Annotated in this window: 18 protein-coding genes; 11 read left to right on the forward strand and 7 right to left on the reverse strand. The window is 71.5% G+C overall.

The window, feature by feature from the left end; all coding sequences use genetic code 11:
• Window positions 1-91 precede the first annotated feature (91 nt).
• From ACFWTE_RS15875 to ACFWTE_RS15885, 3 genes are all read right to left on the reverse strand, one after another.
• Window positions 92-1,339, reverse strand: a complete 1,248-nt coding sequence (locus ACFWTE_RS15875; protein WP_378780151.1) for an ABC transporter substrate-binding protein — start codon at window positions 1,337-1,339, stop codon at window positions 92-94.
• Between the two features lie 63 nt (window positions 1,340-1,402).
• On the reverse strand, window positions 1,403-2,227 hold the full coding sequence (locus tag ACFWTE_RS15880) for a carbohydrate ABC transporter permease (RefSeq protein ID WP_378780152.1): 825 nt from the start codon (window positions 2,225-2,227) through the stop codon (window positions 1,403-1,405).
• A complete protein-coding gene (locus ACFWTE_RS15885) occupies window positions 2,224-3,162 on the reverse strand; it encodes a carbohydrate ABC transporter permease (protein WP_378780153.1) in 939 nt (312 codons plus the stop codon). The genes ACFWTE_RS15880 and ACFWTE_RS15885 overlap by 4 nt, the downstream gene beginning before the upstream one ends.
• A gap of 429 nt (window positions 3,163-3,591) precedes the next feature.
• On the opposite strand from ACFWTE_RS15885, the gene ACFWTE_RS15890 reads away from it, so the two are divergent.
• Window positions 3,592-6,201, forward strand: coding sequence for a family 78 glycoside hydrolase catalytic domain (locus ACFWTE_RS15890; protein WP_378780154.1), 2,610 nt, complete (start codon window positions 3,592-3,594; stop codon window positions 6,199-6,201).
• Window positions 6,202-6,355: 154 nt separating this feature from the next.
• Complete coding sequence (locus ACFWTE_RS15895) at window positions 6,356-7,330, forward strand: LacI family DNA-binding transcriptional regulator (RefSeq protein ID WP_378780155.1); 975 nt, start codon at window positions 6,356-6,358, stop codon at window positions 7,328-7,330.
• A gap of 43 nt (window positions 7,331-7,373) precedes the next feature.
• On the opposite strand, the gene ACFWTE_RS15900 is transcribed toward ACFWTE_RS15895, so the two are convergent.
• Window positions 7,374-8,324 (reverse strand): LysR family transcriptional regulator, encoded by a 951-nt coding sequence (locus ACFWTE_RS15900; RefSeq protein ID WP_378780157.1) that lies wholly within the window; start codon window positions 8,322-8,324, stop codon window positions 7,374-7,376.
• A 113-nt stretch (window positions 8,325-8,437) separates the two neighbouring features.
• Here ACFWTE_RS15900 and ACFWTE_RS15905 point away from each other — a divergent pair, with 113 nt between their 5' ends.
• The 6 genes from ACFWTE_RS15905 to ACFWTE_RS15930 are packed head-to-tail and all read left to right on the forward strand — an operon-like array spanning window position 8,438 to window position 14,421.
• Window positions 8,438-9,427: a fumarylacetoacetate hydrolase family protein gene (locus ACFWTE_RS15905; RefSeq protein ID WP_378780158.1), complete on the forward strand. Its 990-nt coding sequence runs from the start codon at window positions 8,438-8,440 to the stop codon at window positions 9,425-9,427.
• A complete protein-coding gene (locus tag ACFWTE_RS15910) occupies window positions 9,427-10,386 on the forward strand; it encodes a cyclase family protein (protein ID WP_378780160.1) in 960 nt (319 codons plus the stop codon). The genes ACFWTE_RS15905 and ACFWTE_RS15910 overlap by 1 nt, the downstream gene beginning before the upstream one ends.
• 10 nt (window positions 10,387-10,396) lie before the next feature.
• Window positions 10,397-11,524, forward strand: a complete 1,128-nt coding sequence (locus ACFWTE_RS15915) for an FAD-dependent monooxygenase (protein ID WP_378780161.1) — start codon at window positions 10,397-10,399, stop codon at window positions 11,522-11,524.
• Window positions 11,521-12,534, forward strand: coding sequence for an amidohydrolase family protein (locus tag ACFWTE_RS15920; protein ID WP_378780162.1), 1,014 nt, complete (start codon window positions 11,521-11,523; stop codon window positions 12,532-12,534). Before ACFWTE_RS15915 ends, ACFWTE_RS15920 begins: the two co-directional genes overlap by 4 nt.
• Window positions 12,531-13,469, forward strand: a complete 939-nt coding sequence (locus tag ACFWTE_RS15925; protein WP_378780163.1) for a VOC family protein — start codon at window positions 12,531-12,533, stop codon at window positions 13,467-13,469. Before ACFWTE_RS15920 ends, ACFWTE_RS15925 begins: the two co-directional genes overlap by 4 nt.
• 16 nt (window positions 13,470-13,485) lie before the next feature.
• Window positions 13,486-14,421, forward strand: a complete 936-nt coding sequence (locus tag ACFWTE_RS15930; RefSeq protein ID WP_378780164.1) for a fumarylacetoacetate hydrolase family protein — start codon at window positions 13,486-13,488, stop codon at window positions 14,419-14,421.
• A 7-nt stretch (window positions 14,422-14,428) separates the two neighbouring features.
• On the opposite strand, the gene ACFWTE_RS15935 is transcribed toward ACFWTE_RS15930, so the two are convergent.
• A complete protein-coding gene (locus ACFWTE_RS15935; RefSeq protein ID WP_378780165.1) occupies window positions 14,429-15,196 on the reverse strand; it encodes a TioE family transcriptional regulator in 768 nt (255 codons plus the stop codon).
• A gap of 58 nt (window positions 15,197-15,254) precedes the next feature.
• On the opposite strand from ACFWTE_RS15935, the gene ACFWTE_RS15940 reads away from it, so the two are divergent.
• Entirely contained in the window at window positions 15,255-16,466 is a 1,212-nt protein-coding gene (locus tag ACFWTE_RS15940) for an erythromycin esterase family protein (protein WP_378780166.1), read from the forward strand.
• A 324-nt stretch (window positions 16,467-16,790) separates the two neighbouring features.
• On the forward strand, window positions 16,791-17,378 hold the full coding sequence (locus ACFWTE_RS15945) for a peptidoglycan-binding protein (RefSeq protein WP_378780168.1): 588 nt from the start codon (window positions 16,791-16,793) through the stop codon (window positions 17,376-17,378).
• Between the two features lie 125 nt (window positions 17,379-17,503).
• Here ACFWTE_RS15945 and ACFWTE_RS15950 read toward each other — a convergent pair whose 3' ends face one another.
• Together ACFWTE_RS15950 and ACFWTE_RS15955 are read right to left on the reverse strand one after the other, a co-directional pair.
• On the reverse strand, window positions 17,504-18,301 hold the full coding sequence (locus ACFWTE_RS15950) for a DUF2306 domain-containing protein (protein ID WP_378780169.1): 798 nt from the start codon (window positions 18,299-18,301) through the stop codon (window positions 17,504-17,506).
• A 442-nt stretch (window positions 18,302-18,743) separates the two neighbouring features.
• A complete protein-coding gene (locus ACFWTE_RS15955) occupies window positions 18,744-19,706 on the reverse strand; it encodes a helix-turn-helix transcriptional regulator (protein ID WP_378780202.1) in 963 nt (320 codons plus the stop codon).
• Between the two features lie 63 nt (window positions 19,707-19,769).
• On the opposite strand from ACFWTE_RS15955, the gene ACFWTE_RS15960 reads away from it, so the two are divergent.
• Window positions 19,770-20,912: an epoxide hydrolase family protein gene (locus tag ACFWTE_RS15960; protein ID WP_378780171.1), complete on the forward strand. Its 1,143-nt coding sequence runs from the start codon at window positions 19,770-19,772 to the stop codon at window positions 20,910-20,912.
• The last annotated feature ends 377 nt before the right edge of the window (window positions 20,913-21,289 follow it).

Genomic DNA, 21,289 nt, shown 5'->3' on the forward strand with positions numbered 1-21,289 from the left:
TGCTTTGTCGTCAGCGGTCAGGTCCAGCGGCGCGAGTTTGGGTCCTGGTCGTACCATCACACAACTATATGGATATTTGAGACTCAGGACACTAGCTGTCCTGGTAGGAGTCGTCCATCTCGGCCAGGGCGTCCTCGACGGTGATGTCGCCGGCGAAGAGCTGCTGGATCACGGTGAAGTGGGTCTGCTGGACGCGGGGGTTGGGCCAGCGCTGATCCATGAAGGGCACGGTCCGGCCCCCGCTCTGGAACTCGGTGAGGGTGGACAGGGCCGGGTCGGCCTCGCGCTCCTCGTCGGGCAGGGCGGTCAGGGTGCCGCCCTCGGTGGCGTAGATGTCCTGCCCCTCGGCCGAGCCGAGGAAGTCCACGAAGGCCATGGCGGCGTCGGGGTTCTGGCTCTCGGCGTTGACGCCGTAGGCGGCCGAGATCGAGCCCGGCATGAGGGTCTCCTCGGCGTCGTCGGTGGCGGGCAGGGCGAACATGCCCAGCTCGGCGTCGCCCATCTCGGTCCGGACCTGGGAGAGGGTGGTGGCGACCTGGACCAGACCGACCGACCGGCCCTGGACGACACTGGCGACGGAGGCCTCGTAGCTGGTGCCGAGGGGGTCGTCGTTGAAGCAGCCCTCCTCGTCCATCTCCAGGTACTTCTCCATGGCGGTCCGCCACTCGGAGTCGGCGAAGGTGGCGTCGCCGGAGGCCATCCGCTCGTCGAAGTCCGGGCTGTCGTTGTAGACGGTGGTGGCGGCCAGCGCGTAGGTGACCAGCTGGGTCACCCAGGGGGTCTGGTTGCCCAGGGCGAGCAGGCTCATGTCCTCGTCGCGGGCCGTGCCGCACAGGTCGATGAGCTCGCTCCAGGTGGTGGGGGGTTCGGCGCCCAGGCCGTCCAGCGCCTCCTGGCTGTAGATGACGCCGATGCCGCTGTAGGTGACGGGGACGACGTGGGTGATGCCCTCGTACTCGGTCACAGGGCGGTCGCCCTCGGGGATCTCGGAGGCGAACGCGGCGTCGCCGAGGTCGGCGAGGTAGCCGCTGGGCGCCAGCAGCTCCAGCGCCGCCGGGTTGCCGTTGCCCGGCCACACCGTGAAGACGTCGGGGCCGGTGCCCGAGGACAGCTGTGTGCGCAGGGTGCTCTGGAGCTGGTCGGTGTCCGCGTAGGTGACGGTGACCTCGACGTCGGGGTTGGCCTCCTGAAAGGCGGAGACCACCTCGTCCATGGGCACGCGGTCGGTGGAGTTGGCGGTCACGGTGAGTCCGTTTCCAGAGGCTTCGTCCTCGGCGCTGCACGAGGTGAGGGCCGCGACCACGGCCAGGCAGGCCAGGGGTGCGAGGGGTTTGGACATGGGTCTCTCCAGGAGATCGGGGGAACGGGATGGGAGCGGGGGTGGGTGCGTGTCCGGAGGGGATCAGCCCTTCAGGCCTCCTGCGAAGCCCTGGATGACGCGCTTTTGCATGGCGAAGTAGACCGCGAGCACCGGGATCGATCCGATGATCAGGCCGGCGAAGACCAGGGGCCACTGGGAGACGTACTGTCCGACGAATCCGAACAGGGCCACCGGGATGGTCTGGCTGCCCGAGCCGCTGAGGTACAGCAGCGGCGTGAGGAAGTCGTTCCAGACGAAGATGACGTTGAGGATGACCACCGTTCCGGTGATCGGGCGCAGCAGCGGCAGTACGACGCTGAAGAAGGTGCGCAGGGGGCCGGCGCCGTCCATCATCGCGGCCTCCTCGTAGCCGCGGTCCAGTCCGCGCAGGAACCCGGTGTACAGGAAGACCGAGAAGGGCATCTGCACGCCGGTGTAGTAGATGACCAGCGCGATCGGGCTTCCCAGCAGGTCAAGGTCGCGCATGGTCTGGTAGAGCGGGATCAACGCCAGCTGGAACGGCAGGAGCAGGCCCAGCATGAACAGCGCGAAGACGGCGCGCGACCAGCCGCGGGTGGAACGGGCGATGGGGTAGGCGGCCAGCGAGGAGAGCACGACCAGCAGCACGACGCTGGTCGCGGTGACGATGGTGCTGTTGGCGATGGCCGGCCCCAGGTCGGCCTGCTGCCAGGCCTGGCCGAAGTTGTCCAGGGTGGGCGAGGTGGACGGGGCCAGGGGCGAGGCGCCCGTCTCGTCCGCGGGGCGCAGCGCCTGGACCACGAGGATGTAGAGCGGGAAGGCGAAGACCAGGGCCGCGGCGATCATCGTCGCTTCCAGGACACCGGTCCGCCAGGTGTAGCGGTTCACGAGTTTTTCTCCTGTCGGCCCAGGGCGCCGTACTGGATGCCGCTCAGCACGATCACGAACAGTGTCAGCACCACCGCCATGGCCGTGCTGTAGGCGAAGGCGTTGAACTGGAAGGCCTCGCGGTAGATGACGGTGGACAGGGTGTCGGTGGCGCCGCCGGGGCCGCCCTGGGTCATCACCCAGACCTGGTCGAACAGCTTCAGCCCGCCGATGAGGGAGAGCATCAGGTTGATGGTGAAGGCGGGGGCGAGCATGGGTCGGACGATGTACCAGAAGCGGCGGATCGGCCCGGCCCCGTCCATGTCCGAGGCCTCGTAGACCTCCCGCGGGATGGACTGCAGCCCGGCCAGGAAGATGACCATGGAGTAGCCCGAGAACTGCCAGACGATGACGGCGACGACCGACCACAGGGCGAGTCCGCTGTCCCCCAGCCAGTTCTGCGCGAGGAAGCCCAGTCCGAGGGCCTCGAACGCGGCGTTGAGGGCACCCTCCGGCGCGTACAGGTACTTCCACAGGTACGCGGTGACGACCGGGGTGATGACGGCCGGGGCGAAGAAGAACACGCGCAGGACGTTGCGGGACCTGATCCGGCTGTTGACCCCGAGCGCCAGGAGCAAACCGACGGCGTTCTGCACGACGGTGACCGCGAAGGCGATCAGGAGGGTGTGGACGAGGGCGTCGCGTGCGGCCTCGTCGGCGAGCAGGGAGCGGTACTGGTCCAGGCCGACGAAGGAGAAGGACCTGGCCAGTCCGTCCCAGTCGGTGAAGGAGTACACCGCGCCCCTGGCGCTGGGCACCAGCACCGCGAACGCGAAGAAGGCGAGCGCGGGGAGTACGAACCACCAGGGCACGGCGGTCCGGTGGGTCCGGGTGCGCCCCACCGGGGCGGTCGGGGGCGGACTGGTGCTCCCCACGGGTGTGGCCTGCGTGGCCATAGCTGTCTCCATCGGGTCTTCCTCATGGGGGCGCGGGAGCGGAGTTCACTGGTCCGGTTCCTGCGCGACTCTGGGTTTAACAGAGTTGAAACGATTTATTGATTGGCCCGAAGCTAGGCGGAGGAAGTGACGTGCGTCAACCCCCGAAGACGAACGAAACCTCTTCGCAACCCGATCGGAGTGACCTGCGCGCCTCGCCCCCTCCGCCACAAAATTCGTCTTTGACCAGGCTTTTCATTGAGTGGAAAGAGGCCTTGACGCAGGAGTGCGCAGCTGCGTGGCACCCCCACCCCTTGACGGAAGCACGTTCCTGTTTCTACGGTTACGCTTGCCCCACGCCTTGAACCGTTTCAATTCGCGTCTTCGGATGCGCGGTTCGGACCCGTGTCCGGGGCTGCCACGTTCCCCGCTCCCGTACAGGAGTCCCCTGTGTCCCCTCCCCGCAACACCCCCGTCGGCGCCGTGCCCGAGGCGCCCACGGCCGAGCACCACCGCTCGGCGCTGGGCATCGGCGAGTCCCGCCCCCGGCTGTCGTGGACGATGAGCCGGGCGGCGCCCGGCTGGCAGCAGGAGGCCTACGAGGTCGAGGTCCGCGGGGACGGTGTCCGGACCTGGACGAGCGGGCGCCTGGCCGGTGCCGGGTCCGTGCTCGTACCCTGGCCGGCCGGGCCCCTGGCCTCGCGCGAGCGCCGGTCGGTACGGGTGCGCGTGTGGGGAGGCGGCCTGGACGCCCCCTCCCCCTGGAGCCCGCCCCTGGAGATGGAGACCGGCCTGCTCGAACCGGGCGACTGGTGGGCGGGCATGGTCGGCCCTGGCGACGGCCTGGGAGAGGGCGAGCGCCCCGTCCTGCTGCGGAGCGGCTTCACCCTGCCCGCGCCGCCCAGGTCCGCGCGCCTGTACGTCACCGCGCACGGGGTCTTCGAGGCCGAGGTCAACGGTGTGCGCGTGGGCGACGAGGTGCTCGCCCCCGGCTGGACCACCTACCCGGCAAGGCTGCGCTACCGCACCCACGACGTGACGGCGCTGCTGCGCGAGGGCGAGAACGTGCTCGGCGCGCACCTGGCGGACGGCTGGTACCGCGGCCGCCTCGGCTTCCACGGGGGCCGCCGGGACATCTACGGGGACCGCACCGGCCTGTTGGCGCAACTGGAGGTGGAGTGCGAGGACGGGTCGCGTGTGCGCTGGGGCAGCGGCCCCGGCTGGCGGTGCGCACCCTCCCCGACCCTGTCCTCCAGCCTCTACGACGGCGAACGCCACGACGCGCGCCTGGAACCGGCGGGCTGGTCGGAGCCCGGCTTCGACGACACCGGCTGGACGCCCGCCGTCCCCGTCGAGCGCGACCCCGCCACACTGGTGGCACCGCTGTCACCACCGGTGCGCCGCACCGCCGAACTGGAACCGGTGTCGGTCGCCCCGACAGCGTCCGGCGGCCTGCTGCTGGACTTCGGACAGAACCTTGTGGGGCGCCTTCGCCTGCGCGTGGCGGGACCGGGGGGAACCGAGGTGACCGTGCGCCACGCCGAGGTGCTGGAGGACGGGGAGCTGTGCACCCGCCCGCTGCGCTTCGCCGAGGCCACCGACTCCTACGTGCTGGCGGGCACCGGTGAGGTCGAGGAGTGGGAGCCCCGCTTCACCTACCACGGCTTCCGCTACGCGGAGATCACCGGTTGGCCGGGCGAGATGGGGCCCGGAGCGGTGGCGGCGCTCGTGCTGCACACGGACATGCGGCCCACCGGAGAGTTCACGTGCTCCGACCCGTTGGTGGAGCGCCTGCACGAGAACGTGCGGTGGAGCATGCGGGGCAACTTCGTCGACGTGCCCACCGACTGCCCCCAGCGCGACGAGCGGCTGGGGTGGACCGGCGACATCCAGGTGTTCGCGCCCACCGCGGCCTTCCTGTACGACTGCGCGGGGATGCTGCGCTCGTGGCTGGCGGACCTGGCCGCCGAGCAGTACCCCGACGGCACGGTGCCGTTCATCGTGCCCACCATCCATGCCCCGACCTGGACACCGGCGTGGCCTGCGGCGGTGTGGGGTGATGCCGCCGTGCTCACTCCGTGGCGCGTCTACGAGCGCTTCGGCGACGTGCGGGTGCTCAAGGACCAGTACGCCAGCGCCGCAGCGTGGGCGGATCTGGTGGCGCAGCGGTTGGAGGCCGACGGCACGTGGCGCCGGGACCGCCAGCTGGGCGACTGGCTCGATCCGGCGACGCCGCCGGAGGACCCCTTCCAGTCGCGCACCGAGCCCTCGCTGGTGGCCACGGCCTACGCCGCCGAGACGCTGCGCACGATGGCTGAGACCGCGCGGGTACTGGGCCTGGGCCCCGACCGGGAGCGCTACGCGCGCCTGGCCGGGCACGTACGCGACGGTTTCCGCGCGGCCTACACCGGGAGCGGGGGGCGGCTCACCAGCGACACGCAGACGGCGTACGCGCTGGCCCTGTGCTTCGACCTGCTGCCCGAGGGGACCGCACGCGCCGGAGCGGCCGACCGGCTCGCCGAACTCGTCGCCGAGGGCGGCTACCGGATCGCCACCGGCTTCGCCGGCACCCCCCTGGTGTGCGACGCCCTGTCGCGCCACGGCCACACCGCGGCGGCCTACCGGCTGCTGCTCCAGCGCGAGTCGCCCTCGTGGCTGTATCCGGTGACGATGGGGGCGACCACCGTGTGGGAGCGCTGGGACAGCATGCTGCCCGACGGACGGATCAACCCCGGCGAGATGACCTCCTTCAACCACTACGCGCTCGGTGCGGTGGCCGACTGGCTCCATCGGACGGTGGCGGGTCTGGCGCCGGCCGCTCCCGGTTACCGGAGCATCCGCGTGGCCCCCCGGCCGGGTGGCGGGCTGGAGCGGGCGGGCGTCTCGCACGAGACCCCGTACGGGACGGCGAGCGTGCACTGGCGCCGTGACGGCGACCGGCTGCGCGTGTCCGTGGCCGTACCCCCGGGAACGAGCGCCGCGGTGGACCTGCCGGGTCTGGCCCCCTTCGAGGTGGGCAGCGGTGAGCACCGCCTGGAGGCGCCCTGGCTCCCCGCCTGAGCGGGGGTCCCGGAGGGGACGGGGCCGACGCGGCGCGCTCGTGGACGTCGCGTCCCACTACTATCGGAGGACCCGGATTGAAGCGTTACAACCCAACCCCTCCACCGGGAACGCGGGGAGCACACACGCCGTGAAGGCCGTCAGCATAAGGCAAGTGGCCCAGGAGGCCGGAGTCTCGGTCGCCACCGTGTCCAACGTCCTGAACAGGCCGGAGATCGTGGCACCGGCCACCCAGGACCGGGTGCGCGAGGCCATCGGATCGCTGGGCTACCGACCCAACCAGGCCGCGCGCCAGCTCAGCAACGGGTACGGCACCGGCGTGGGCCTGGTGCTGTTCGACGTGCGCAACCCCTTCCTGACCGGTGTGGCGCGCGGGGCCGAGGACCACCTGCACGCGGTGGGGCGGACCGTGGTCCTGTGCAACACCGACGTGGACCCGGCCAAGGAGGAGCGCTACCTGGAGATGCTGCTCCAGCAGCAGGCCCAGGGGGCACTCATCACCCCGGCGGAGCTGTCCCGGGAGTGGGTGGACCGTGTGCGCTCACGGGGGCTGCGGACGGTGCTGTTCCACAACTCGACCGGGTTCGCGGACGTGTGCTCGGTCGCCGTGGACGACGCGGCAGGGGGCGAGATGGCGGCCACCCACCTGTTGGCGCGCGGGCACGAGCGGATCACCTGCGTGACGGGGCCCGCCCCCATGCGCCAGTCGGTGGACCGCCTGGCCGGGTGTCGCCGCGCGGCGGCACTGGCCGGTCGGCCGGAGGAGGCCGTGGAGGTGGTGGAGGCGGGTGCGTTCACCCTGGACCAGGGCCGGCGCGCGGGCGAGCGGATCCTGGCCTCGCCCCACCCCGCCACGGCGGTGTTCTGCGCCAACGACCTGCTGGCGCTGGGCGTGATGCAGGCGGTGACCCGTGCCGGCAGGCGCATCCCGGACGACGTCGCCGTGGTGGGGTTCGACGACATCGAGTCGGCGGCCACGGCCGGCGTGCCCCTGACCTCGGTGCACGTGGACAGCCACGCGTTGGGCAGCGCGGCGGCCAAGCTCCTGGTCGAGGAGGTCGAGGAGGCCGGCCATCAGCACCGCCGCCTGTTGTTCGCGCCCCACCTGGTCGAACGGGCCTCCAGCTAGCTCAGCCCCTCGCAGCCCCGGGCTGCCGTCGCGCCGGCCCCCGTCACGGGTGCGGGACCGGCGCGATGCCCGGGCCGCCGGCGACGGGCTCCCGGTCCAGTTCCGCCGCGACTCTGGCCGCGGTCTCACGCAGCCACATGTGCGCCGCGTCGTGCCGGTGGACCGGGTGCCACCACAGGGCCTCCTGGATCGGGGCGGCGGGGAACGGGCAGGGCAGCGCGCGGAGTCCGGCGCTCTCCGCCGGGTGCTCCACCAGGCGCCGCTGCGCCAGTGCCACCCTGCGCGTGCCGCGGACCAGGTCGGGGAGCAGCCGGAAGCTGTGCGCGGAGACCTCCACGTGCGGGTCCAGGCCCAGCATGGCCAGCTGGTGGGTGCCCGGAGCGTCGTAGGGGCGCCGGTAGACGGCCCAGGGCAGCCGCGCCAGGTCGTCCATGGTGATCGTCTCGCCCACGGAGTCGTTGCCGGCGTCGACCAGGCAGACCCACTCGTCGCGGTACAGCTCCACGGTGGGGTATCCGCTGATCACCCCGTGCAGTATCAGGACGCCGTCCACACTCCCGAGGACGCTCTCGGTGGCGTCCACGATCGTCTCGGGCATCTGCCGGAAGTGCAGCCTGACGCCCGGCGCCTCGGCGTGGAGCACGCGGGACAGCCGGGATCCGAAGACGGCGATGGCGTAGTCCGAGGCGAGCAGTGTGAAGTCCCGCTGCTCGGTGTCGGGGTGGAAGTGGGCCCGGCTGCTGAAGAGCCGCTCCATGACCGAGCAGGCGTTGGCCGCGGGCACCCGCAGGGCGTGACCCAGGGGCGTCAACTCGTAGCGGTTCCCCCTGCGCACCAGGAGTTCGTCGGAGAAGTGGCGGCGCAGCCGCGCCAGGGCCGCACTGGTGGCGGGCTGGCTCAGACCGATGCGCTCCCCCGCTCTGGTGACGTTGCGCTCCTCCAGCAGTGAGCGCAGGGCGACGAGCAGGTTGAGGTCCAGGTTCGCGATGTTCACTCCGACGCCTTCCTGCTGATATCCACCAGACAGATGCCCTCCATACGAGAGATCTATTTCACAAATCTCTCCGTGTGACCGATGTTAGTGGCATCACACCGGAAGGAAACACCGTGGCAACAGACCCGTCACCCACCCGCCCCTTCTCCCTCGGGACCTTCTCCCTCGGCGGCGGCGTCCCCTTCCCCGGCCTGGTCACGGGTGAGGAGGTTCTCGACCTGCGGACCGTGCCCGGCCTGCGGGGCACCTCCGGCACGAACACCGGCACACGGGACCTGCTGGAGCGCTGGGACGAGGTCCTACCCGTGCTGCGCGAGCTGGCCGGCGGTGGCGGCACACGGCACAGGCTCACCGACCTACGGGTCCACGCCCCCGTGCAACCGCGCCAGATCCTGCAGTCGGGGGCCAACTACCGCACCCACGTGGTCGATCTGGCCGTCGCCCACGAACCCGAGAACGGACGCCCGGCGGACCAGGTGCGGGCCGAGGTCGCGGCCATGATGGACCGCCGGGCCGCCGAGGACCAGCCGTACGTGTTCATCGGCCTCCCCTCCTCCGTGACCGGGCCCTACGACGACGTGGTCCTCCCGGGCTGGTGCACCAAACCCGACTGGGAACTGGAACTGGCCGCGGTCATCGGCGAGCCCGCCCACCGGGTCTCCCCCGAACGGGCGCTCGACCACGTGGCCGCCTACACCATCGCCAACGACGTCACCGCCCGCGAACTGGTCTTTCGCCGGGACATGCCCGAGATCGGCACCGACTGGCTCCGCGCCAAGAACGCCCCCACCTTCACCCCCCTGGGCCCGTTCCTGGTCCCCGCCGAGTTCGTCGACGACCCCGCCGACCTGCGGGTGACGCTGAGGCTCAACGGACAGGTCATGCAGGACGAGTCGACCAAGGACATGATCTTCGATGTCGCCCGTCTGGTCTCCCACGTGTCCCAGACCGTCGAACTGCTCCCCGGCGACCTGGTCCTGACCGGCAGCCCAGCCGGGAACGGCATGCACTGGGGGCGGCTGCTGCGCGCCGGCGACGTCATGGACGGCACGATCACCGGCCTGGGTTCCCAGCGCAACACCTGCGTGGCCGAGGAGGCCTGATGCTCGACCGCACCGATCCTGAGGGCGCCGTCGCCGAAGCGGCACGCAAGTACTCCAACTGGGGCCGCTGGGGCGAGGACGACGTCCTGGGCACCGTCAACTTCCTCGACGGGCCCAAGCGCCGCGAGGCCGCCGGACTCGTCCGCCTCGGCGCCAGCTTCTCCCTGGCGCAGCGCTTCGACATGGACGGCCCCCAGAAGGGGTGGCGGCGCCGCACCAACCCCGTGCACACCATGCTCGACACCGGCGTGGACGCGGCCCGGGGCAACCAGGGCTTCCCGCACGGGATCGGCGGCGCCGACGACGTGGTCTCCATGCCCTTGCAGTGCTCCACCCAGTGGGACGGCCTCGGCCACATCTTCGACCACGGCAGGGCCTGGAACGGCCGTGACGCCGCGCAGGTGGTCACCTCGGGCGGCGACCAGGTCACCGGTATCGAGCACATGGCGGCGCACGTGGCGGGACGGGGCGTGCTGCTGGACGTGGGCCGTGTCCTCGGGGACGGGGGCGAACTCCCCGACGGTTTCGCCGTCACCGCCGACCACTTGGACGCCACCGCGAAGGCACACGGCGTCACGGTGGGCCGGGGCGACATCGTGTGCGTGCGCACCGGTCAGCTCACCCGTGCCCGCCGCCAGGGCTGGGGCGACTACGCGGGCGGCCCCGCGCCGGGGCTGTCGTTCACGGCGGCCGGGTGGCTGCACTCCACACAGATCGCGGCGATCGCCACCGACACCTGGGGCTTCGAGGTGCGCCCCAACGAGTTCGACGACGCCTTCCAGCCCCTGCACCAGGTGGCCATCCCCCATATCGGTCTGCTCATCGGCGAGATGTGGGACCTGGACGCCCTGGCGGCGCACTGCGCGGCCGACGGCGTCCACGAGTTCTTCCTGACCGCGGCTCCGATCCCCTTCACCGGAGCGGTCGGTTCGCCCGTCAACCCCGTCGCCGTCAAGTGAGGTGCCCCCCATGGCAGCAGTGAGCAACGTCCTGATCGTCGGGGCCGGAACGTCCGGCCTGGCCCTGGCCATCCTTCTCGCCCGCGCGGGCGTCCACGTGGACGTCGCCGAGATCAAGCACGACGCCGACGCCCTCGGGTCGGGTATCACCATCCAGGGGAACGCACTGCGTGTCCTGCGCGAACTCGGTGTGTGGGAACAGGTGGCGAAGCTGGGTTACGCCTTCGACAGCCTTGGCATGCGCGCACCCGACGGATCCTTGCGCGCCGAGATCCCCGACGTGCGCACCGGCGGCCCGGACCTGCCGGCCACGATCGGGATGAACCGGCCCGAACTCGCCGCGATCCTGGTCGGGTCCGCCAGGGCGGCAGGGGCCCGCGTCCTCCCGGGCCTGACCGTGCGCTCCCTGACCCAGCACCGGGACGGCGCGGAGGTGCTGTTCTCCGACGGCGGCTCCGCCCGCTACGACGTGGTGGTGGGGGCCGACGGCATCCGCTCGGCCACGCGCCGCATGATCGGTGTCGACGCCGAGCCCGTACCGACCGGGATGGGCATCTGGCGCATCCACACCCGCCGCCCGGCCGGCGTGGAGCGCACCGACCTCGTCTACGGCGGACCGTGCTTCATCGCGGGCTACTGCCCCACCGGTCCGGACACCATGTACGCCTACCTGGTGGAGCGGGCCCGCGCCCACGACGACCTCACCGAGCGCGACCGGGCCGCGCACATGACCGAGCTGTCCCGGGGGTACGGCGGGGTCTGGGACGAGATCCGCCCCGAGATCGCCGTGTCCGGGCGCGTCAACTACACCTGGTTCGAGTCCCTGCTCGTGGAGGGCCCCTGGAACCGCGGCCGGGTGGTCCTCATCGGCGACGCCGCGCACGCCTGCCCGCCCACCCTCGCCCAGGGCGCCGCCCAGGGGCTGGAGGACGCCCTGGTGCTGGCCGAGCTGCTGCTGGCGGCCGACACCGTCGACCAGTCCCTGTTCGACGCCTTCACGGCCAGGCGCTTCGAGCGTGTGCGCACGGTGGTGGAGTCGTCGGTGACGCTGGCCCGGTGGCAGCTCGACGGTGTCCGCGACGCCGACGTGCCCGGCATGATGCGCAGGGTCTCCGCCCTGGTCTCGGAGGCACCGTGATCGTCGACGTCCACGCACACGTCCTGCTCCCCGGGGTGGAGGCGGAGGTCGCGGGCCGCCGGGGCCACGAGGGCCACCGGGCCGCCGACGCGCGGCGCAACGGGCAGGAGTCCCTCCGGGTCAGCGGCCGCATGGTGGCCGAACGGCTGCACCGCCTGACCGGGGTGGGCGCGCGGCTGGCCGACATGGACGCCGCCGGTGTGGACGTGCAGCTCGTCAGCCCCTCGCCGTCCCACTACCACTACTGGGCGGAGCCGTCGGTGGCCGAACGCGCGCACAGGGCGGCCAACGAGGGGGTGGCCGAGCACTGCTCCCACGCCCCCGACCGGCTGCTGGGTCTGGGCCTGGTCCCCCTCCAGCACCCGGACAAGGCCGTGGAACTGCTCGACCACGCCCTGTCCCTGGGGCTCCGAGGCGTGGAGATCTCCTCCCACGCCCCCGGCCGGGAGCTGTCCGACCCCGCCTACGAACCGCTGTGGGCGCGGGCCGCCGCGACCGGCGCGGTGCTGTTCCTGCACCCCTTCGGCTGCACGCTCGACGAACGGCTGGACCGCTGGTACCTGTCCAACATCGTCGGGCAGCCCGCCGAGAACGCCGTGGCCCTGTCCCACCTGATCTTCTCCGGTGTCCTGGACCGGCACCCGGGCCTGCGGGTCGTGGCCGCCCACGGCGGCGGCTACCTGCCCACCCACGTCGGCCGCGCCGACCACGGCTGGCGGGTGCGTCCCGACGCCCGCGGGTGCGCGGAACCACCCAGCTCCTACCTGCGGCGCATGTGGTTCGACTCCCTCGTCCACGACTCCGCCGTCCTGCGCCACCTGGTGCGGGCCGTGGGCGCGGACCGCGTCCTGCTGGGCTCGGACCACCCCTTCGACATGGGCTCCGACTCTCCGGTGGCGGGTCTGCGCGAGGCCGGCCTGGAGCCCTCCGAACTCGCCGCGATCGGCGGCGGCAACGCCGCAGCCCTGCTCGATTTGACCGCCGACCCACCCACGAAGGAAATCCCATGACAGAGCGGCTCATCACCCACGTCCGGCACGTCGCGCTCGCCGTGCCCGACTTCGACAAGCAGCAGAAGTTCTTCACCGACATGTGGAAGCTCACGGAGGCGGAGAGGGACACCGGCGTCTCCTTCCTGGCCGCGGAGGGCTCTCCGGAGAACTACGTGGTCCGGCTGCGCCGGGCCGAGGAGAAGCGGATCGACCTGGTGGCCTTCGGCGCCGCCTCCCCCGCGGACGTCGACGCGCTCGCCGACCGGCTGATCCGCGCCGGCGTGCGGATGGTCAGCGAACCGGGGGCGGTGGACACCCCCGGCGGCGGCTACGGCATGCGCTTCTTCGACGTGGACGGGCGCACCATCGAGGTCTCCGCCGACGTCGCCGTGCGCGCCCACCGCAAGGTGGAGGAGAAGGAGTCCGTTCCGGTCCGCCTCTCGCACGTGGTGCTCAACACCCCGGACCTGGACCGCACCCGCCTCTGGTACGAGCGCCACCTGGGCTTCGCGCTCTCGGACACCCTCATGCACCCGCACATGGGCGAGGTCATGCACTTCATGCGGTGCAACCCCGCCCACCACAGCATCGCCCTGGCCAAGGGGCCGCACACCTCGCTGCACCACGTGTCGTTCGAGATGCGCGGCCTTGACGAGTACATGCGCGGGACGGGGCGCCTGCTGCGCGCGGGTGTGCGCAAGATCTGGGGGCCGGGGCGCCACCTGGCCGGGAACAACACCTTCTCCTACTTCATGGACCCGCACGGGAACACCCTGGAGTACACGACCGAGTTGGAGATGCTGGACGAGGACGCCTGGCACCCCCACATGTACGACTTCTCCGACCCGGAAGTGACCGACCAGTGGGGCACGGCCAACCCGATGGACGAGTTCGTCGCCAAGGAGTCGTTCAACGACCCCGACCGCGGCGTCTTCGTCGCACCTCCGATGTAGACCGACAGGAGAACTTATGCGACTGGCCACCTACGAGCACGAGGGGCTGCGCCGCTGCGGCGTGGTCGAGGGGGACCGGGTCCTGCCCTTCGCCGAGGGAGCCGAGCTGCTCGACCTCGTCGGGGGCGCCCCCGTCCCCTCCACCGGGGAACCCGTGCCCCTGGCCTCGGTGCGGCTGCTGCCACCCCTGGAGCCGCCCTCGGTCCGTGACTTCGTCACCTTCGAGGAACACGTCGAGGGCGTTCGCCGCAGTGTGAGCGGCGAGGCGGGGGTACCGGACGCCTGGTACGACGCGCCCGCCTTCTACTTCACCAACCCGGCCTCCCTCGTTGGTGCGCACGACGACGTCCCGGTCCCACCGGGGTGCTCGGTGTTGGACTTCGAGCTGGAGGTCGCCGCGGTCGTCGGCCGCGGAGGCGCGGACCTGTCCCCCGAGCGGGCCCGGGACCACATCTTCGGCTACACCGTGTTCAACGACTGGTCGGCGCGCGATCTCCAGTCGCGCGAGATGCGGGTGGGGCTGGGGCCCTCCAAGGGCAAGGACACGGCCTCGACCCTGGGCCCCTGGCTGGTCACCGCCGACGAGCTGGAGCCCTACCGCGACGGGGAGGGGTTCCTGCGCCTGGCCCTGACCGCCGAGGTCAACGGGGAGGCGGTCGGCAGCGACCTGCTGTCCAACATGGCCTGGACGTTCGAGGAGATGCTCGCCCACGCCTCACGGGGCACGCGGGTACGCACCGGCGACGTGCTCGGTTCGGGCACCTGCGGCAACGGCGGGTGCCTGGCCGAGCTGTGGGGGCGGCGGGGACGCCAGGACCCGCCGCCTCTCGTACCGGGCGACACCGTGACGCTCACCGTGGAGGGCATCGGCGCGGTGTCCAACACGGTCGTCCCCGGGAAGGCCCCGCAACCGGTCCCCACCGCGCGCAAGCGGCCCCGCGACCGTCCCTGACCGGCCACTACCCTCTCGCCCGCGCCGCGGGCAGGTGTGCGCTGCGGGTCCCGTCCCCGGGCGGGGCCGTCCGGTGGACGAGGTAGGCGTCCAGTGCGGCGGCGCCGGTGAGCATGGCGCGGCTCCGGGCCGAGAGTCGGGCCTGCCAGTCGCGCAGCGTCGACCCGAGCGGCGCGATGCCGCCGGCGGAGCGGACCCGGGCGATCAGCGGGGCGATCTGTTCGAGCAGGTAGCCGCCCCGTCTGAGCTGGTGGGCCAGGAGGGCGTCGCGCACGTCGGCCGCGCTGTAGACCCGGTAGCCCGTCTGCGGGTCGCGGCGGGGATGGAGCAGGCCGGCCCGTTCCCACGCGCGCAGGGTGGCCGGGCGAAGGCCGAGCCTTCGCGCCAGGGGTCCGACGAACGTCTCGCCGCCCTCCTCGGGTGCGGGGGCGAGGTCGCGGAGGGCGGCTTCGACGGCCCGGAGGGTGCGGCGGTCGTCGAGCAGCTGGGCGTGGCTCTCGTCGATGAGCCGGAACGCGTCCTCGGCGGCGCCCCGGTTGACCGCCCGCATGATCGCCGTGGCCGTCGGGTGGCTGTGGCCGGGCACCAGCGCGAGGAACGCCTCCAGGGCCCGCGCGTGCAGCGGGGTGTAGGTGCGGTACCCGTGGGGTGTGCGGTCGGCGGCCGGAAGGATGCCGGCCTCCTCGTAGTTCCTGACCGCCTGCGTGGAGAGACCGTGCCCGCGCGCCAGGTCGATCGGCCGGAGCTTCACACTACTTTGAAGGTTTTGTCGCATGACTCCGACGATAGCGCCTCAAAGTCTCAACCGAAGCTTCAAAGATACCGTTGAAGGCATGGTCACTGGCATCAAGAACATCACCCATGCCGTCGGGGCCGCCGCCGTGATGGGGCTGCTCCCGTCCCGGCCGCGGCTGCTCGCCCTGGGCGAGCCCACCCACGGGGCGGACAACCTGCTCGATGTACGCAACGAACTCTTCCGGCAGCTCGTGGAGCAGGAGGGCTACCGGACGATCGCGATCGAGAGCGACTGCCTGATGGGCCTCGTCGTGGACGATCACGTCACCTCGGGCACCGGTTCCCTCGACGGGGTCATGGAGCACGGGTTCAGCCACGGGTTCGGCGCGTCCACCGCCAACCGCGAGCTCGTGCGCTGGATGCGGGAGTACAACGAGGGCCGCCCCTCGCCCGAGCGGGTACGCTTCGCCGGTTTCGACGGCCCCCTGGAGATCACCGGCGGCGCGAGCCCCCGGCAGGCGCTCACCGCGCTCCACGCCCACCTCGCCGCCCGGGTCGACCCCGGTCTGCTTCCCTGCACCGCGGAAACACTCGACCGTCTGCTCGGCGCCGACGACCGGTGGACCGAACCCGCCGCGATGAGGGACCCGTCCCGGTCCGTGGGGCGAACACCCGACGCCGCGCGGCTGCGGCTGCTCGCCGATGATCTGGTGGCCCTGTGCGAGGCGCGGTCGCCGCACCCGGTCGCGGCGTCCTCACAGGAGGACTGGCGACGGGCCCAGCTGTACGGCCGCACCGCCACCGGTCTGCTGCGCTACCACTTCTGGATGGCCGACACCTCACCGGCCCGTATGGCGAGGCTGCTGGACCTGCGGGGTTCGATGATGGCCGCCAACCTGCTGGACCTCGCCGAGCGGGGCCCGACACTGGTGTTCGCCCACAACGGCCACCTGCAGCGGGACAGGAGCTCGATGCGGCTGGGCGACCTGGCGCTGGAGTGGTGGAGCGCCGGTGCGATCGTGAGCGCCCGCCTGGGCGAGGGGTACGCCTTCCTCGCCACGGCCCTCGGCACGATGCGCCACCAGGGGGTGGAGGCCCCTTCCCCGGACACCGTCGAGGGGCTGCTGTACGCACTCCCGGAGGAGCGTTGCGTCGTCGGCGCGGACCAGCTGGCCGCTGTCCTCGCCGACGTGGCACCCGCTGCCCGGGTGTCCCCGTGGTTCGGTTACGCCCCGCTCGACCCGGCCCAGGTGGCAGGCACCGACGGGATCGTGTTCGTCAGGGACGCCCTCCCGGGCCAGGTGCGGTGACCCGTGCCGCCGGTGTCCGTCCCGCGGCACACCGCCCCCCGACCCCCGACACCCGCCCCCCAGCGCGAGCGTGCAGAGCCTGCGCACTCCTCTGGTCACGTCGAAGGCGCAGCGGCGGCCCAGCCGCCCGAAAAATCGAACACTGTCGTCCCAGCGCATCACCCGTACGGGGGCGTCGGCCGGCCGCCGCCCCCGTTTCCGTCGAGCGGTGTCGGGCACGGACGGGCACAGGGCTGCGACGGGGAGCCGCTCCCCGCCGCAGCGGATCCGTCGACGGCGGGACCAACGGGGTCCCGCGGGATCCGACAGAAAGGGAGACCCCACATGGCGCGAACCGCACGGACGATCACCGCCCTCCTCGCCTCCGGAACCCTGGCGGTCGGTGTGGGACTGGCCGGAGCACCGGCCGTCGCGGCCGACGGAGTCGACACCTCCCCCCTGGCCTCGACCGCCTCCCAGGACAGCGCGTGGCCGGAGTACTGGCAGGGCCAGATGGGCTGGGACGTGGCGGTCGCCAAGTACCTCCTGTGGGAGCAGGGCTACTTCGAGCCCTACAAGGTCGTCGACCACGTGCTCGACGAACGGGCGCTCGACGCCCTCATGGACTACCAGCAGGACACCGACCTGAAGGTCACCGGCGTGCTGGACGCGCGCAGCTGGGAGTTCCTGGTCGAGGCCGCCGGTCCGGTGCAGCAGGGCGACGAGAGCTACGCCGTCAGCGCGGTCCAGACAGCGCTGCAGCAGAAGCACGGATACGACCTGGCCGCGGACGGGTTCTCCACCGACACCCCCGGTCAGGGCACCTTCGGCACCGCCACGCACGACGCCGTCACGGACTTCCAGCAGGACGTCGGACTCGATGCCGACGGCGTGGTCGACGCGGCCACCTTCCAGGCGCTGGTCAGCGAATAGTCCCACCCCTCGGGCGGGCACAGGTCCTCCCGGTCCAGGTTCGGCGAAGGCCCCCGCGGCACGGCTCGCGGGGGTCTTGTGCGCTCCACCGCCCCCCGCGCCGCAGCGGCCGACGCGGCCACCGGTTACCCGGGTCCCCCGGAGCCCGGTGGCCCGGCCGGCACCGTGACACCGACATCCGTCCCGGACCCGTCGCCGACCGACCGGCTCGCGCCCACGAGGGCCCCGCGGTCGGCCGTCGTGCGCGCGGCGGCGTCCCCCTTGGGTCTGCGCCGGCTGGCCAGGGGCTGCAGGATGCGCTGCACGATGAAGTACTCCGCCACGAGCACGTTCCCCACGAAGGACGCCCACGCGCTCGCGTGGTAGACGTCGTCGAAGGTCAGGGACGGGAAGTGGCTCTCCTGGAGCGCCAGGCCCAGGCCGAGGTAGATCCGCAGGGTCACGGAGGCGAAGGTGAGTGCGTAGTTGCGGATCATCCAGACCCGGTGCAGGTGGACCTCACCCCGGCGGATGGTCCGGTAGGCCTGGGCGAGGGTGTAGAGCCAGGCGGCCGTCAGGATGTAGAAGGCGACCTGGACCGAGAACCCGCTGACGGAGAAGGTGGCGGCGAACAGGGCCGCGATCGACCCCAGCACGACGGACACCATGTAGACCCGGCCGGCGACGCGGTGCGCTTTCGGGTACCGGACGCGGAGCCGGGTGACGAACTGGAACGGTCCGATGAGCAGCGCCAGGGAGCTGGGGATCGCGTGCACGGCGATGGAGAGGTAGTGGGAGGCGATCTCGGGGTCGAGCGGGATCCTGTTGCGCTCCACGTCCCCGACCACGTAGGGCTCCGCCGAGAAGAGGGCGATACCGACGGCCGACGCGGCCAGCAGGGTCCAGAGTGCCCACCACCATCGGCGGCGGGTCGATTTCGTCATGTCTTTCACAGTCATCTCCACTGATCGCAGAAGGAAGGGCCCTGTCCGCGCCGAGGTCGGGGACCCGGCGCCGGATCGGGCCCGTAGGAACACGAGGCTGGTGAGAGACACGGTGCCGTCCGCGCACGGCCGTTCGCGTCGGTGAAAATGACCTAGAAAGTGTTTTTGAAAGGTTTTCGGGTCGGCGAGCGGCCTCCGCCACGGCGCCGAGCAGGTCGAGGCGGACGGTCACGTCCTGGGCCGTTCCCGGGGCGGGCCGACTACCAAGGTCCACGCCGGGGCCGAGCAGGGCCAACGACTGATGGCGACGGCCATCACCGCCGGCCGAGCCGGCGGGATCCCGCAGTTCGAACCCGTCCCGGACACCATCGGGGCCGCCCGGACCGGACACGGCCGCCCCGGAGCCGCCCGGTGCGGGTGCGGGCGGGCGCACGGCCGGGGTTCACGTCGTGGAGGCGCCACCCGCCGCGCGGCGGAACCTCGTCGCGAGGCGATCGAACGCCGCCGCGAGCTCGTCTCCGTCGATCACCTCGATGTCGGCGTCGAGCTGTGTCATCCACAACGCGAGTCGGCCGGGATCGTCGGAACCCAGCTCGACATTGCACGTGGCCTCGTCGACCACCTCGATATCGACCGGGACGGGGATCTTCGCGGCGACCTTGGCGGCGGGAGCATGCACGAGTACCCGGGCGCGGTACTTCCACGCCGCCTTGCTGACGCGTCCGACGACGTACTCGACGGCATCGTCCCCCGGGATCACGCGCGGCTGGAACCGAGCACCCGTCGGTACGTGCGCGACCATGCGGTCGACACGGAAGACCCGCCAGTCGTCACGGTCGAGGTCCCACGCGAGCAGGTACCAGAGTGGCCCCCAGCTCACCAGCCGCTGCGGCTCGGTGTGGCGGGCCCCCTCGCCGCCCCCGGGCTTCGTGTATCCGAACCGGAGCCGTTCGCGGCCGCGGATCGCGGCAGCGACCGCACCGAGAACCGAGAGATCGAGCGGCGTTTCAGCCCCCGGAACGACGCTCGTCGCCTCGCGTACCGCCTCGACGCGCCGGCCCAGGCGCGAGGGCAGCACCTGCTCCAACTTCGCGAGCGCGGTGAGCGACGTCTCTTCGACACCGAGCCTCTGGGTCGCGACCACCCCCAGTCCGACCGCGACGGCGACGGCCTCGTCGTCGTCGAGCAGCAGTGGGGGCATCGCCGCCCCGGCGGCCAGCCGGTACCCGCCCGTGACGCCGGGGCGCGCGTCCACGGGATAGCCGAGCGACCGCAGTTTGCCGATGTCGGCGCGCACGGTCCTCGTGCTCACATCGAGCCGGCCGGCGAGCTCGGAGCTCGTCCAGTCGCGCTTGAGCTGGAGCAGTGACAGCAGTTCGAGCAGGCGGGCCGAGGTCTCCAACATGTTCTCCATCATTTCAGCAATTGCGGAAGCCAACCTGCCGCATTGCTTGGAAACGTCGGTGTCATGAACGAGAACAACGCACTCACACCGTTCCGCATCGACATCCCGCAGGCCGACATCGACGATCTGCGTAACCGGCTGGCACACACGCGCTGGCCGATCTCCGTGCCGGGCCGAGACGACCGCACCGACTTCAGCCGCGGCATCCCGCTGGTGTACCTGAAGGAGCTCGCCGAATATTGGCGCGACGGGTTCGACTGGCGTGCACAGGAGGAGGGGCTCAACGAGCACGAACAGCTCACGACGGTCGTCAACGGCCAGACGTTCCACGTCGTCCACGCGCGATCGACGAACGCGGAGGCCATCCCGCTGATCCTCAACCACGGCTGGCCGGGCTCGTTCGTCGAGTACCAGCGGCTCATCCCGATGCTGACCGATGAGTTCCACGTGGTCATCCCCTCGCTGCCCGGTTTCGGGTTCTCCACCCCGCTGTCAGGGACCGGCTGGGAGCTGGCACGGACGACGGAGGCCTACGCCGAGATCATGACGCGTCTCGGCTACGAGAGGTTCGCGGCCCACGGAACCGACATCGGTGCGGGCACCACCGGCCGTCTCGCGGCGCTCTACCCGGAGCGCGTCATCGGTACGCACATCGGTAGCGACCCCCGGTGGCTCGGGTTGGTCGGCGACAAGTTCCCTTACCCCGACGGTCTGTCCGATGACGAGATCGACCAGATCGAGGCAGTTCGCACCGAGGATGCGGCCGAGCGCGGGTATCTCGAGATGCAGGACCACCGTCCCGACACGATCGGCGCGGCGCTCACCGACTCGCCGGTCGGTCAGCTCGCGTGGATCGCCGAGAAGTTCAAGACCAGGACCAGCGGCGCCTACCGGACGCCGGACGAGTCGGTCGACCGCGACCAGCTCCTCACGAACATCAGCCTGTACTGGTTCACCCGCAGCGGCGCGTCGAGCGCGCAGTTCTACTACGAGTCCGAGCACTCCGGGATCGACTTGGTCATGGCCTCCGACGTGCCGTCCGGATGGGCCGTGTTCGACACCCATCCGCTCATGCGCCGCGCGATGGACCCGGGAAAGGCGATCGGCCACTGGAGCGAGTTCACCGAGGGCGGCCACTTCCCCGCGATGGAGGAGACGGAGCTGCTCGCGGACGACATTCGCACCTTCTTCCGCGGCATCTCCTGACTCCGCGCCAGGGTCGGCGGGCAAGCAAGGCCCGGCCGGTCCGGCACGCCCAGGACCTCGTCGACCTCCAACCCGGCGGCGTTCAGCGACGCCTCGATCTCGTCCCGCTCGTAGAACCGCAGGGTCGGGACCGAGGTGACCGCCTCGCCGTCGGGCAGGATGCGGGGCGGGAAGCGGTGGGACCGCTGGAAGGTGACCAACGGGGGCGAGACATCCAGGAGGCCGCTCTACATGCCGCCGGGCCGGAGGCGGGGCTCCAGTACAGGGTGGTGTGCCCGCCACCACGTGGCGGGCGACGTGCATCTCCTGCATGGTCAGGCTGGTGGAGGGGCGCTCCGACCGGCTGCCGAGCACCTCGCCCTGGTGCGAACCCGACG

This window comes from Nocardiopsis sp. NPDC058631 (assembly GCF_042716955.1).
Classification (GTDB): Bacteria; Actinomycetota; Actinomycetes; order Streptosporangiales; family Streptosporangiaceae; genus Nocardiopsis.